The following is a 14,123-nucleotide window of genomic DNA, read 5'->3' on the forward strand; positions in this document are numbered from 1 at the left end:
TTCGCTCCGTGAATTATAGGTATAGAACACGTTGTAGCTCTTGATAGCTGGTGGTGCCTTCAAGCAGTTTATCTAGCCCTGACTCTTGTAAAGTTCTCATGCCTTCTCGACGTGCCAAGTTTTCAATGGCTAACGCGTTCGGTTTGTCGATCAGGCTATTTTTCAATTGGTCGCTAAACGGCATGACTTCATAAATACCGACTCGCCCCGAGTACCCTTGGTTACACTCATTGCACCCTTGAGGATTCGCTTTGTAGATAGTTTGGCTGTTGGGAATGGAGTGACGCAGGAATATGTCTGGCGAATCGTCAGTTTCTTTACAGTGGTTGCACAATCTTCTTGCCAGTCGTTGGGCGATAATCAGGCTTAATGATGAAGCAAGATTAAAGGGTTCTATTCCCATATGAGAGAGGCGAGTCACTGTTTCTGCTGCAGAATTGGTGTGCAGTGTCGAAAGCACTAAGTGGCCTGTCTGTGAGGCTTTGATCGCGATCTCTGCGGTTTCCAAGTCACGGATCTCTCCAACCATCACCACATCAGGATCTTGTCGTAAAAATGATCGCAGCGCCTCAGCAAATCCAAAGCCGATCTTAGGCGTCACTTGTACCTGATTGATGCCACACAGGTTGATTTCAACAGGGTCTTCGGCTGTTGAGATGTTGCGTTCAGTGGTGTTGAGCACTCGAAGGCCAGTATAAAGAGAAACCGTTTTGCCACTGCCCGTTGGCCCGGTCATTAAGATCATCCCTTGTGGGCGTTTCAATGCATTAAGGTAGAGTGCTTTTTGATCCTCGCTGTAACCGAGCTTATCGATATCGAGATTGGCAGCGCTGCTGTCTAGAAGACGAAGAACGATCTTTTCTCCCCATAATGTTGGCAGCGTCGATACACGCATATCAATCGCCAGTTCGTCATTTAAGCGCAGTTTGATACGACCATCTTGAGGCAAACGACGTTCGGCGATATCAAGTTTGGCGAGGATCTTCAGGCGAGCCGATAGACGACGACTTAAGTGAGAAGCGGGCTGTTGGATCTCGACAAGGATGCCATCGCAACGTAGACGTACGCGGTAGTTTTCTTCATAAGGTTCGAAGTGGATATCCGATGCGCCTTTACGTGCTGCATCGACTAGAATCTGATTGATAAAGCGACTGACAGGGGAGTCATCTTGGCTAAGGTCTTCAATGGACGTTATCTCGTCGTCAGATATCTCAACAAGGTTGGCTAGCTCATCTTGGGTGATCTCTTTACGTTTCGAATCTTGCCCGGAAATAGAACGGCCATACAGCTTTCGTATTGCACCTTCTAGTTCAGAGTAGTTAGCGACAACTAACTCAATCTGCAATCCGGTCGCGAATCGAAAGTCATCTTCAGCTTGTAAGTCGGTCGGGTCGGCCGAGGCAAGTGTGAGAGTTGAACTAGAAACAGATATTGGGATAGCGCGATACTTGGTTATAAGCTCACGAAGCCCCAATTGCTCACACAAGGTTTCGTAGTCAGTACTGGCTAGTTGTACTAACGGTAAACCGAAAATGGTTTTGATATTACTTGCTAAGGAATCGCCGCTGAACAAATCAAGAACGAGCAAAGCTTCAGGTGTTGAAACACCTGAAGCGTGTACATGTTCCGCAACGGCTTGTTCTTGAGTCAGGCTAAGAAGGTTAGCTTGACGAAGAATTGTTGGGAGGTTGGTGAGCACTTATCGGCAGCCATCTAAATCGGGAACTGTTGTTGATTTAGCACAAGCCCAACCAGTTGTCGCATCACGAGATAGTGTTAATGTGGCACTGTTTAATGAACCACCGTTAAATGTAAATAGAATTGCAGGAGAAACTGTCGATGAACCTACATTACTAATACTTAAAGTTCCTAATGTGTTTGATCCCGAAGAAACTCCAAGAGCTGAGATTGCGCTACTAAGAGATCCTTCTTCTTGAAAGGTAAGTTCTGCTGGTGTTTGCAGTGATTTTAAAGTCGCAAGAGCAGATGATGCCTCGCTCTTTGACACATAATCCTTATATGCAGGCACAGCAATCGCCGATAACACACCAATAATTGCCACCACAATCATCAATTCAATTAACGTAAAACCTTTCTGATTTGTTCTTTTACTTTTGTTATTCATTGTTCTATTCCATTGTTTAGTTTGTTTCAGCGCAAGCACTGGTTGATGGAAAGAATAGAAGTCGGAATGGGGAAGTGGAATGGTGTTCAGGTTTGGCCGCGAGTGGTTTCGTGTTTATTAGTGTGGTGTTTCATATGGCGCGCAAAATTATGCGACCAACTTAAATAAGTGATTGAAATACTGATAATTTAGGTAATAAAAAAGGCACTGTTATCAACCGTGCCTTTAATGGAAATATATTTACTATTCAGTTAATTACGCTTTAAATCTCATGGATAGGTCCATCGCTTTTAGATGCTTAGTCAGTGCACCTACCGAGATGTAATCAACGCCCGTTTCAGCGAACTCTGCGATAGTGTCTAATGTTACATTGCCTGAGTTCTCTAATGCTGCGCGGCCCGCATTGATTTTAACCGCTTCACGCATCATGTCTGTGGTGAAGTTGTCTAGCATGATGATGTCTGCGCCAGCGCTGATCGCTTGCTCTAGCTCTGCTAGGCTTTCCGTTTCAACTTCCACAGGTTTACCCGGGTTAAGTTCTTTTGCTGTCGAGATAGCTTTCTCAATGCCACCACAGGCGATGATGTGGTTTTCTTTGATTAGGTAAGCATCGAAAACGCCAATACGGTGGTTGAAACCGCCACCACAAGCGACAGCGTATTTTAGTGCGCTGCGAAGGCCCGGAATTGTTTTGCGAGTGTCTAACAGGCGGCATTCTGTGTGCTTAACTTTGTCTGCGTAGATCGCTGTTGTTGTCGCACAGCCAGATAGCGTTTGAATGAAGTTCATTGCATTACGCTCACCGGTTAATAGCGCACGTGCTGGGCCTGTCAAGCTACAAAGCGTTTGGTTTGGTTCAACCTTGTCGCCATCTTCTACGTTCCACTCGATAGTCACTTCACCGCCCAATTGCTTAAACACTTCATCAGCCCAAGCTTTACCACAGAACACACCGTGTTCACGGGTAATGATGGTAGCGCTGTTGATTGCGTCTGCTGGGATTAGACTTGCCGTAATATCAGCCGCTGGATCTAACGTTCCGCCTAGATCTTCTTTGATGGTCTCAGCCACTGAGCGACTGATCTCTAGAGGCAGTTGCTCTTTTAAGTAGTCAAGGCGTTGGTGGCTGTTATGTGTGTTTTTCATCGCAAATCTAATCTTGAAAGGGAGTGGGAATGGAATGATACTCTTGCTTAACTTCAAATTAAAGAGGCTAGCGTGACTGCTCTATGGGTAAGGTCACATCTTATTGTGCTAGCAGAAAAGAAAGTGAGACCAAGATGACGATCAGCTCCAACGGATGGTATGACAACGCTCGGCATGTTCCTTCCCCGTATTTTGATGTTAGACCTAGTGTCTGCGATATCTCTCTGTTGGTGGTTCACAACATTAGTTTACCTCCGGGGCAATTTGGTGGGCCTTACATCGAACAGTTTTTCACGGGCAAACTTGACCCAGAAGAGCATCCATTTTTTCAGGTGATTCACCAAATGGGTGTTTCTGCACACTGCTTGATTCGTCGTGATGGTGAGGTTGTGCAGTTTGTTTCGTTCCTTGATAGAGCTTGGCACGCTGGCCAGTCCAGCTTTGCCGGCCGTGAAAGGTGTAATGACTATTCGATTGGTATTGAACTGGAAGGCAGTGACTTTGTGGCTTATACCGAGCAGCAGTATCAAGCGCTTACCCAATTAACGGAAACACTGGTATCGAGCTTCCCTCAAATTACCACTGAACGAATCACAGGCCACCAATATATTGCGCCTTTGCGCAAAACCGATCCTGGCTTGGTTTTCGACTGGCAGAAATTTAAAGAAAAGCTCAAGGGCTAAGCCTCAACTTTAGATAGCCTTACTGCTGTTAGGCGTTGAATAGTCAACGCCTAGCATAATGACTTGTGAATTTTTGTTGTTGCGATGTAAAGAAAGTGGTGGAGAGGAGAGCATCAATAAATCGAGAGTGTGACGAGCTTATCAAACGCTAATTTATTAAAACTTATGAACAGAATTTCCATCCTAAATGTGCGCTTGGTTTGATTTTTAAACAAGTGGCACTAATCTTTCTGAAACAATTCATTTTTATCCTGAAACTTTCTAGCACGAAACCTCCCCAAAAGTATTACCCCTGTAAATGGTAAGACCAATTTGGTTGCTGTTTTAAATTTCATTTGTTAAATCATGGTTAATTCATGCTGTGTTCTATGATGCAGGTCAATTTTGCACTGGACAGTGGCGTTTTAATTATGTTAATTTCTGCCCAACTTAAAATTGGTATTACCAATTGTCAGCGAAAAAAAAGAAGAACAACAAACTATGGCTTATCAAAGGATTCGTCAGCCAAAACTCTCGGACGTTATCGAACAAGAGTTAGAAAGGTTGATAGTGGAAGGAACACTGGCTCCAGGGCAGCAGTTGCCGCCTGAGCGCGAACTAGCGAAACAGTTCGATGTGTCTCGTCCTTCAATCCGAGAAGCTATACAACGTTTAGAAGCAAAACGCTTGCTTACTCGCCGTCAAGGTGGAGGTACGTTTGTTAGCGAAAATATCTGGAAAAGCTTTTCAGATCCTTTGCTTAATTTGTTGTCGTCCCATTCTGAAACCCAACTAGACTTGTTGGAATCGCGTCATGCGATGGAAGGGATTTCGGCTTACTTTGCGGCATTACGTGGCACTGATGAAGACTTTGCTCGAATTCAAGCATGCCAAGAAAAAATTCGCGGCGCGCAAGATAAAGGTGATATTGAAGCCGAATCTGCAGCAGTGATGGCTTTTCTTATTGCTTTAACAGAGGCAGCGCACAATGTGGTGTTATTACACATTGTTCGTAGTTTGGCTCCGTTACTCGAACAAAATGTCTTAGAAAATTTAAAGCTGTTGCATCGTCGTAAAGACGTTGTGGAGAAAGTGAGTATACATCGAGCTAACATTGTAGATGCGATCGTTTCAGGGCAGCCAGAACAGGCGCGTGAAATGTCACATTCTCATTTAGCTTACATCGAAGAAACATTGATGGATTTGACCAAAGAAGAATCGCGCCGCGAACGTTCTTTACGTCGAATTCAACAGGGTAAATAGCCGTAATACTTCGGCTATTTACGTGTTTAGTAGAATCCAACTAACAAAAAGGATAGATCGCCATGTCTGACATGAAGCATGACGTTGATGCTCTGGAAACTCAAGATTGGTTAGAAGCTCTTGAGTCAGTAGTACGTGAAGAAGGTGTAGAACGTGCACAGTTTTTACTAGAACAAGTTCTAGATAAAGCGCGTTTAGATGGTGTTGATATGGCTACAGGCATCAACACAAACTACATCAACACAATTCCAGCAGCACAAGAGCCAGCTTACCCTGGTGACGTAACTCTTGAGCGTCGTATTCGTTCGATTATTCGCTGGAACGCAATCATGATTGTATTGCGTGCTTCTAAGAAAGACCTAGACCTTGGTGGTCACATGGCTTCTTACCAGTCAGCTGCAGCGTTCTACGAAGTATGTTTCAACCACTTCTTCCGTGCTCCAAATGAGACGGACGGTGGCGATCTAGTTTATTACCAAGGTCACATCTCTCCAGGTATCTACTCTCGTGCATTCGTTGAAGGTCGTCTAACTGAAGAACAGCTAGATAACTTCCGTCAAGAAGTTGATGGTAAAGGTATCCCTTCTTACCCGCACCCGAAACTGATGCCTGAGTTCTGGCAGTTCCCTACTGTATCTATGGGTCTTGGTCCGATCTCTGCGATCTACCAAGCGCGCTTCCTTAAGTACCTTGATGGCCGTGGCCTGAAAGAAACTTCAGCGCAACGCGTATACGCGTTCCTAGGTGACGGTGAGATGGATGAGCCAGAATCACGTGGTGCTATCTCTTTCGCTGCGCGTGAGAAGCTAGACAACCTATGTTTCCTAATCAACTGTAACCTACAGCGTCTAGACGGCCCTGTAATGGGTAACGGTAGCATCATCCAAGAACTTGAAGGCCTATTTAAAGGCGCAGGTTGGAACGTTGTTAAAGTTATCTGGGGTAGCAACTGGGATTCACTACTGGCTAAAGACACGACTGGTAAGCTTCTTCAACTAATGAACGAAACTATCGATGGTGACTACCAGACATTCAAATCTAAAGATGGCGCATACGTACGTGAGCACTTCTTTGGTAAGTACCCAGAAACAGCTGCACTAGTTGCAGACATGACTGATGACGAAATCTTCGCTCTTAAGCGTGGTGGTCATGATTCTTCTAAACTGTTTGCTGCATTTAACAATGCACAAGAGACAAACGGTAAGCCAACTGTAATCCTAGCTAAGACTGTTAAAGGTTACGGCATGGGTGATGCGGCTGAAGGTAAGAACATTGCACACGGTGTTAAGAAAATGGACATGACTCATGTTCAACACCTACGTGATCGCCTAGGCCTAGAAGACCTTCTTTCTGATGAGAAAATCACAGAGCTTCCTTACCTGAAGTTAGAAGAAGGCACGCCTGAGTACGAATACATGCACGCTCGTCGTAACGCTCTTCACGGTTACACGCCTGCACGTCTTCCTAAGTTTACTCAAGAGTTCAAGGTTCCTGAGCTAGACGCATTCGCACCTCTACTAGGTGAGCAGAAGCGTGATATCTCTACAACTATGGCTTATGTACGTACGCTAAACATCCTTCTTAAAGATAAGAACATTGGTAAGAACATTGTTCCTATCATCTGTGATGAAGCTCGTACATTCGGTATGGAAGGTCTATTCCGTCAGGTTGGTATCTACAACCCACACGGTCAAGAATACACACCTGAAGATAAAGGCATCGTTTCTTACTACAAAGAAGCAACGTCTGGTCAAGTTCTTCAAGAAGGTATCAACGAACTAGGTTCTATGGCTTCATGGGTTGCTGCTGCAACGTCATACAGCACAAACGATCTACCGATGATCCCGTTCTACATCTACTACTCAATGTTCGGTTTCCAACGTATTGGCGACATGGCTTGGTTAGCGGGCGACCAACAAGCTCGTGGCTTCCTACTAGGTGCTACTGCAGGTCGTACAACACTGAATGGTGAAGGTCTACAGCACGAAGATGGTCACTCGCACATTCAAGCGAACACGATCCCTAACTGTATCTCTTACGACCCAACGTTTGCTTACGAGCTAGCGGTTATCATGCAAGACGGTATCCGTCGCATGTACGGTGAGAACCAAGAGAACGTTTACTACTACCTAACAGTAATGAACGAGAACTACGCAATGCCAGCAATGCCAGAAGGCGCTGAAGAAGGCATTCGTAAGGGTATCTACAAGCTTGAATCTCACGCTGGTGCTAAGGGCAAAGTTCAACTAATGAGCTCTGGTACTATCATGAACGAAGCGCGTAAAGCCGCTGAAATTCTAAGCGAAGAGTACGGCGTAGCATCTGACGTATTCTCTGTAACGTCGTTCAACGAACTAACTCGTGACGGCCAAGCGGTAGAGCGTGACAACATGCTTCACCCAGAAGCTGAAGAGAAAGTACCGTACATCACGACTGTTCTTGGTAAAGAACCTGCAATCGCAGTGACTGACTACATGAAGAACTACGCTGAGCAAGTACGTGCGTACATGCCAACTGAGTCTTACAAAGTACTTGGTACAGATGGTTTCGGCCGTTCTGACAGCCGTGCAAACCTACGTCGTCACTTCGAAGTTAACGCTGGCTACATCGTAGTTGCAGCTCTAACTGAACTGGCTAAACGTGGTGATATCGAGAAGTCTGTTGTTGCTGAAGCAATTGCTAAGTTCGATATCGACACTGAAAAAACTAACCCGCAATACGCATAAGACTGGCATTAAGGTAGGTAAATACAATGACAATCGAAATTAATGTACCAGACATCGGTGCTGACGAGGTTGAAGTAACTGAGATTCTTGTAAACGTTGGCGACAAGGTTGAAGAAGAGCAGTCACTGATCACTGTTGAAGGCGACAAAGCTTCAATGGAAGTTCCTGCGTCTCAAGCGGGTATCGTTAAAGAAATCAAGATTTCAGAAGGTGATTCTGTTTCTACTGGTTCTCTTATCATGATCTTCGAAGCGGAAGGTGCTGCAGCAGCACCGGCTGCGCCAGCAGTTGAAGCGGCGGCACCAGTTGCAGCTGCTCCTGCAGCAGCTGAGCTTAAAGAAGTTCACGTTCCTGATATCGGCGGTGATGAAGTTGAAGTAACTGAAATCATGGTAGCTATCGGCGACGCAGTAGAAGAAGAGCAATCTCTTCTTACTGTTGAAGGTGACAAGGCTTCAATGGAAGTACCTGCACCATTCGCTGGTATCGTTAAAGAAATCAAGATCGCTTCTGGTGATTCAGTATCTACTGGTTCTCTAGTGATGGTATTTGAAGTGGCAGGTTCTGGCGCTCCAGTTGCAGCAGCTCCTGCTCCAGCGGCGGCACCAGTTGCAGCGGCTCCAGCAGCATCTGCTGAGAAAGAAGTGAACGTTCCTGATATCGGTGGCGACGAAGTAGAAGTTACTGAAATCATGGTAGCGGTTGGCGATACAGTAGAAGAAGAGCAATCTCTAATTACTGTTGAAGGCGACAAAGCTTCAATGGAAGTGCCTGCACCATTCGCTGGTACAGTAAAAGAAATCAAGATTGCAGCTGGCGACAAAGTGTCAACAGGCTCTTCAATCATGACTTTCGTTGTTGAAGGCGCAGCTCCAGTAGCAGTAGCGGCTTCCGCTCCAGCACAAGCAGCAGCTCCGGCAGCCGCACCTGCTCCTAAAGCAGAAGCAGTAGCTCCAGCAGCTGGCGACTTCCAAGAGAACGGTGACTACGCGCACGCTTCTCCAGTTGTTCGTCGTCTTGCTCGCGAATTTGGCGTTAACCTTTCTAAGGTTAAAGGTACTGGTCGTAAGAGCCGTATCCTTAAAGAAGACGTTCAGTCTTACGTTAAAGATGCACTTAAGCGTCTAGAGTCTGGTGCTGCAGCATCTGGCAAAGGCGGCGACGGTTCTGCTCTTGGTCTACTACCGTGGCCAAAAGTTGACTTCAGCAAGTTCGGCGAAACTGAAGTTCAGAAGCTTTCTAAGATTAAGAAGATCTCTGGCGCTAACCTGCACCGTAACTGGGTAATGATCCCGCACGTTACACAGTGGGACAATGCAGATATCACTGAGCTAGAAGCATTCCGTAAAGAACAGAACGCAATCGAAGCGAAGAAAGACACTGGTATGAAGATCACTCCACTTGTGTTCATCATGAAAGCTGTTGCTAAAGCGCTAGAAGCATTCCCAGCGTTTAACTCTTCTCTATCTGACGATGGCGAAAGCATCATTCTTAAGAAGTACGTAAACGTGGGTATCGCAGTTGATACACCAAACGGCCTAGTTGTTCCTGTTTTCAAAGACGTGAACAAGAAAGGTATTTACGAGCTATCTGAAGAACTAATGGTTGTTTCTAAGAAAGCACGCTCTGGTAAGCTAACAGCAGCAGACATGCAAGGCGGTTGTTTCACAATCTCTAGCCTTGGTGGTATTGGCGGTACTGCATTTACTCCAATCGTAAATGCTCCAGAAGTAGGTATCCTAGGTGTATCTAAGTCTGAGATTAAGCCAGTTTGGAATGGTAAAGAGTTCCAACCACGTCTACAGCTTCCACTGTCTCTATCATACGATCACCGCGTGATCGATGGTGCTGAAGGTGCACGCTTCATTACTTTCCTAAACAGCGCACTATCTGACATTCGTCGTCTAGTACTGTAATTGAGAAAGTAATTATTAAGGTGACTTTCGGGTCACCTTAATTCTTTATATAAAGACTATTTTTAGAGAACAGTTTCCGGCATTTCTCATAAACTGCGGGGGAATTGTTGTCTAGCTCACAGGCTAACTTAAAGCTACTTTCACACTGTTAACATCTCTGTAAAATGTTTCCTGTTTGAAAGCCCAATAATTTTAAGAACATCTACTCAGCCTGTTAGGGATAATGACTACAAGAGGTCACAATGAGCAAAGAAATTAAAGCCCAAGTTGTTGTACTTGGTTCAGGTCCTGCTGGCTACTCAGCGGCATTCCGTTGTGCGGATTTAGGTCTAGAAACAGTACTAGTTGAACGTTACAGCACTCTTGGTGGTGTATGTCTAAACGTTGGTTGTATTCCATCAAAAGCACTTCTTCACGTATCTAAAGTAATTGAAGAAGCAAAAGCGATGGCAGAGCACGGCGTTGTATTCGGCGAGCCACAAACGGACATCAACAAAGTTCGTATCTGGAAAGACAAAGTAGTTGATCAACTGACTGGCGGTCTTGGCGGTATGGCTAAGATGCGTAATGTTACTGTTGTTAACGGTTTCGGTAAGTTTACTGGTCCTAACAGCATCGAAGTTGTTGGCGAAGAAACGACAACAATTAACTTTGATAATGCAATCATTGCAGCGGGTTCTCGCCCAATCAAACTTCCTTTCATCCCACATGAAGACCCACGTATTTGGGATTCTACGGATGCACTAGAACTAAACGAAGTACCAGAAAAGCTGCTTATCATGGGCGGCGGTATCATCGGTCTTGAGATGGGTACGGTTTACCACTCTCTAGGTTCTAAAGTTGAAGTTGTTGAGATGTTCGATCAAGTTATCCCTGCTGCGGATAAAGACATCGTTAAAGTCTTCACTAAACGCATCAAGAACAAGTTCAAGCTAATGCTTGAAACTAAAGTGACTGCTGTTGAAGCGAAAGAAGACGGTATCTACGTTTCAATGGAAGGCAAAAAAGCACCAGCTGAAGCTGAGCGCTACGATGCTGTTCTTGTTGCTATCGGTCGTGTTCCAAACGGTGCACTTATCGACGCTGAAAAAGCGGGTATCGAAGTTGATGAGCGTGGTTTCATCAATGTTGATAAGCAAATGCGTACTAACGTTCCTCACATCCACGCGATCGGTGACGTTGTTGGTCAACCAATGCTAGCTCACAAAGGTGTGCATGAAGGTCACGTAGCTGCTGAAGTTATCTCTGGTAAGAAGCACTACTTCGATCCTAAAGTAATTCCATCAATTGCGTACACTGAGCCAGAAGTTGCTTGGGTAGGTAAGACTGAGAAAGAAGCGAAAGCGGAAGGCCTGAACTACGAAGTTGCTACTTTCCCTTGGGCTGCTTCTGGTCGTGCAATCGCTTCAGACTGTGCTGACGGTATGACTAAGATGATCTTCGATAAAGATACTCATCGCGTAATCGGTGGTGCTGTTGTTGGTACTAACGGTGGTGAACTTCTTGGCGAAATCGGCCTAGCAATCGAAATGGGTTGTGATGCAGAAGATATCGCACTTACTATCCACGCTCACCCAACTCTACACGAGTCTGTTGGTCTAGCTGCGGAAGTATTCGAAGGTTCAATCACTGACCTTCCAAACAAAAAAGCAGTAAAAAAGAAGAAGTAATTCTTCTTTAGCCACTCGCTAATGTTTTTAAAAGCCGCTGATTCGTCAGCGGCTTTTTTATGTCTGAAGTAGGGAACAGTAACGTTTCACTCCGAGATGCGAGTACGCTGCGCTTCGGGATGCGAAGAGCCATTCCATTCTACAAAAAAAGGGTTGACCGATTAGGCCAACCCTTAAATCATTTATCTCGAATCTACTTATAAATGCACAGCATGTTCAAGTAACTATCCGTTAAGCTTGAAAGCTCTTCTGGCGTTTCTACACGTTTCGCTTGAATGAACAGTGAGTAGCAGATGCCGTGGAATAGGTTCGCTAGATGTTTAGGATCGTGATCGTCGCAAACTTCGCCGCGTTCGATCGCTTTACTAAACATGTTTTGTACTAACATTTGGTTAGTGCGGTTGGTGGTTACGAATAGAGGCCATACTTCATCACGAGTCGAAGCGCTCCATTCAAACCATACGTTCAACCAATGGCTATCGTGAGCCACTAACGTCACCATTTCAGTCGCAATATTATGTAGGTTTTGTTTTGCGTGAATATCCAGATCGATATTGTCTGAAAGGAAGTTAGAGAATTGGCGTACAACATGATTAAGCACTTCATCAACCAGATCTTCACGGGTAGGGAAGTAATTAAATACGGTTGCTACAGACACCTGAGCGATGTCTGCAATATCAGCGTGTCCACCACGACCGATACCGCGGCGAGAGAATACCTCAAGAGCGATTTCCATCAATTGAAGTTTTCTTTTTAAAGGTGAAAGCCTAGTTCTAGGTCTCTTAGATATTGAGTCCATTTTATTTTCCTTGCCAACGAAATTTTTATATTAATGATTTTATTATTATTTAAGCCAAGATGAGTGTAATGGTGCATATGCGAATGGTCAATCCTTTGAGTTTGTTTTATAGACAGTTACATCAAACTTGATACATAAAGCGTGATCAGGATTGATGTGAAAGGAAGCGAGTATTGGATAGGGCATCAGCGCACATTTAATTGAGAATCTCACAGTAAATTAGAACCATAAGGTGGTGTGGGTATTTGAGCAGTGCTAGACTTACTCACAAAATTGAGCGACACAACTGACGAAACTGTCAACATTCGTCGCAATCACCAAATAAAATGAGAGCAGTATGAAGCATACAGTTGAAGTCATGATCTCTGAGCAAGAAGTTCAGGATCGAGTGAACGTACTAGGCAAGCAGATCACGGAGCACTACAAAGGCAGTGAAGATCTAGTTTTAGTTGGCTTATTACGTGGATCTTTTGTCTTTATGGCGGATCTTGCTCGTGCTATCGATTTAACTCACCAAGTTGATTTCATGACCGCGTCTAGCTACGGCAACGGCATGGAAAGCTCACGTGATGTTCGTATTTTGAAAGACCTTGATGATGATATCCAAGGTAAAGATGTTCTGCTTGTAGAAGACATTATCGATACAGGTAACACACTGACTAAAGTGAAAGAGATTTTGAGCCTACGTGGCCCTAAATCTATCGAAATTTGTACGTTATTAGACAAGCCTTCTCGCCGTGAAGTGATTGTCGATACAAAGTGGATTGGTTTTGAAATTCCTGACGAGTTCGTTGTTGGTGTTGGTATCGACTACGCACAAAAATATCGTCACCTACCGTACATCGGTAAAGTAGTACCTCAAGAGTAATCACTGCTCTGTGAAGAAAAACAAAAAAGGCTCGCACAATGCGAGCCTTTCTTATATCTACTGGTTAGACGTTAAAGGTTAACCAAGAGTTGGAGACGATAGGATTTTTTCAAGCGCTTCTAAGTGACTATTTTCTAACGTGTCATTACTTGAACAACGAACGCCAAGGTCTTGTAGCTTGCCGTTACCAATACCATAAACTACGCCGTGGATTTCAATATCTTGTCCACGTTCCCATGCGGTTTGCATGATGGTTGAGTTACCAAGGTTATAGACTTGTTCAGCAACGTTAATTTCGCACAACTTGTCACCCCATTGTTCACGAGGTAGAGATTCAATTTGCTTACGGTACTTAAGGTAGTTATCGCGAATGTGGAGTAGCCAGTTGTTGATAAGGCCAAGTTTAGGGTTATCAATCGCTGCATTAACACCACCACAGCCATAGTGACCGCATACAATGATGTGTTTAACTTTGAGTACGTCAACGGCGTATTGCACAACGGATAAGCAGTTGAGATCGGTATGAACCACTTGGTTTGCTACATTTCGATGAACAAACAGTTCGCCAGAATACAAACCAGTGAGACGCTCGGCCGGTACTCGGCTATCAGAGCAGCCAATCCATAGAAAGCCAGGGCTTTGCCCTTCTTCAAGCGTTGTAAAATACTCAGGTCTTTGAGATCGAATTTCTTCAGACCATTTAGAGTTGTTTTCAAAAAGCTGTTTAATCTCTGGCATTTTGCGTCTTACATCCCTTCATTAAGAATTGTAACTATACACAATGTTACAAATTCAATCCCGTAAAAACTGCGTCAACACGTACTCATCTGACGTGTTCTAGTCGTTAAGATCATTAACTTAGCACAGAAACTACCATCTGGTTATAAGTCATGAATAATGTGATTGAATTAACACTTTCTGTCTGATTAACTCATTTGTTAAAGTGAT

At 44.5% G+C, this 14,123-nt stretch carries 11 protein-coding genes; 6 read left to right on the plus strand and 5 right to left on the minus strand.

Annotated elements, in window-relative coordinates:
- Positions 1 to 13: 13 nt before the first annotated feature.
- The 3 genes from pilB to nadC form a co-directional block, all read right to left on the minus strand.
- Entirely contained in the window at positions 14 to 1,699 is a 1,686-nt protein-coding gene (pilB, locus tag L3V36_RS09545; protein ID WP_102448385.1) for a type IV-A pilus assembly ATPase PilB, read from the minus strand.
- A complete protein-coding gene (locus L3V36_RS09550; RefSeq protein WP_102448386.1) occupies positions 1,700 to 2,125 on the minus strand; it encodes a pilin in 426 nt (141 codons plus the stop codon).
- Between the two features lie 255 nt (positions 2,126 to 2,380).
- Entirely contained in the window at positions 2,381 to 3,271 is an 891-nt protein-coding gene (gene nadC, locus L3V36_RS09555; protein WP_102448387.1) for a carboxylating nicotinate-nucleotide diphosphorylase, read from the minus strand.
- Positions 3,272 to 3,354: 83 nt separating this feature from the next.
- Between nadC and ampD the strand changes: the two genes are divergently transcribed.
- The 5 genes from ampD to lpdA all read left to right on the plus strand — a co-directional run bounded on the left by ampD (position 3,355) and on the right by lpdA (position 11,508).
- Positions 3,355 to 3,954, plus strand: a complete 600-nt coding sequence (gene ampD / locus L3V36_RS09560; protein ID WP_054541864.1) for a 1,6-anhydro-N-acetylmuramyl-L-alanine amidase AmpD — start codon at positions 3,355 to 3,357, stop codon at positions 3,952 to 3,954.
- 480 nt (positions 3,955 to 4,434) lie between these two features.
- Positions 4,435 to 5,196: a pyruvate dehydrogenase complex transcriptional repressor PdhR gene (gene pdhR, locus L3V36_RS09565; protein WP_009847596.1), complete on the plus strand. Its 762-nt coding sequence runs from the start codon at positions 4,435 to 4,437 to the stop codon at positions 5,194 to 5,196.
- 62 nt (positions 5,197 to 5,258) lie between these two features.
- Positions 5,259 to 7,922, plus strand: a complete 2,664-nt coding sequence (gene aceE / locus L3V36_RS09570) for a pyruvate dehydrogenase (acetyl-transferring), homodimeric type (protein WP_004735447.1) — start codon at positions 5,259 to 5,261, stop codon at positions 7,920 to 7,922.
- A 26-nt stretch (positions 7,923 to 7,948) separates the two neighbouring features.
- Positions 7,949 to 9,838, plus strand: coding sequence for a pyruvate dehydrogenase complex dihydrolipoyllysine-residue acetyltransferase (aceF, locus tag L3V36_RS09575; RefSeq protein ID WP_061022511.1), 1,890 nt, complete (start codon positions 7,949 to 7,951; stop codon positions 9,836 to 9,838).
- Between the two features lie 242 nt (positions 9,839 to 10,080).
- The gene (gene lpdA / locus L3V36_RS09580; RefSeq protein ID WP_004735450.1) at positions 10,081 to 11,508 is read left to right on the plus strand and encodes a dihydrolipoyl dehydrogenase; all 1,428 of its coding nucleotides are present in this window, start codon (positions 10,081 to 10,083) and stop codon (positions 11,506 to 11,508) included.
- 193 nt (positions 11,509 to 11,701) lie between these two features.
- Here lpdA and L3V36_RS09585 read toward each other — a convergent pair whose 3' ends face one another.
- Complete coding sequence (locus L3V36_RS09585) at positions 11,702 to 12,307, minus strand: LuxR/HapR/OpaR family quorum-sensing transcriptional regulator (protein WP_017079965.1); 606 nt, start codon at positions 12,305 to 12,307, stop codon at positions 11,702 to 11,704.
- Positions 12,308 to 12,644: 337 nt separating this feature from the next.
- Between L3V36_RS09585 and hpt the strand changes: the two genes are divergently transcribed.
- Entirely contained in the window at positions 12,645 to 13,175 is a 531-nt protein-coding gene (gene hpt / locus L3V36_RS09590) for a hypoxanthine phosphoribosyltransferase (RefSeq protein WP_004735452.1), read from the plus strand.
- A gap of 78 nt (positions 13,176 to 13,253) precedes the next feature.
- On the opposite strand, the gene can is transcribed toward hpt, so the two are convergent.
- Positions 13,254 to 13,913, minus strand: coding sequence for a carbonate dehydratase (gene can / locus L3V36_RS09595; protein WP_004735453.1), 660 nt, complete (start codon positions 13,911 to 13,913; stop codon positions 13,254 to 13,256).
- Between the last annotated feature and the right edge of the window lie 210 nt (positions 13,914 to 14,123).

Origin of the sequence: Vibrio sp. G-C-1 (assembly GCF_021728015.1) — a bacterium.
Classification (GTDB): Bacteria; Pseudomonadota; Gammaproteobacteria; order Enterobacterales; family Vibrionaceae; genus Vibrio; species Vibrio splendidus.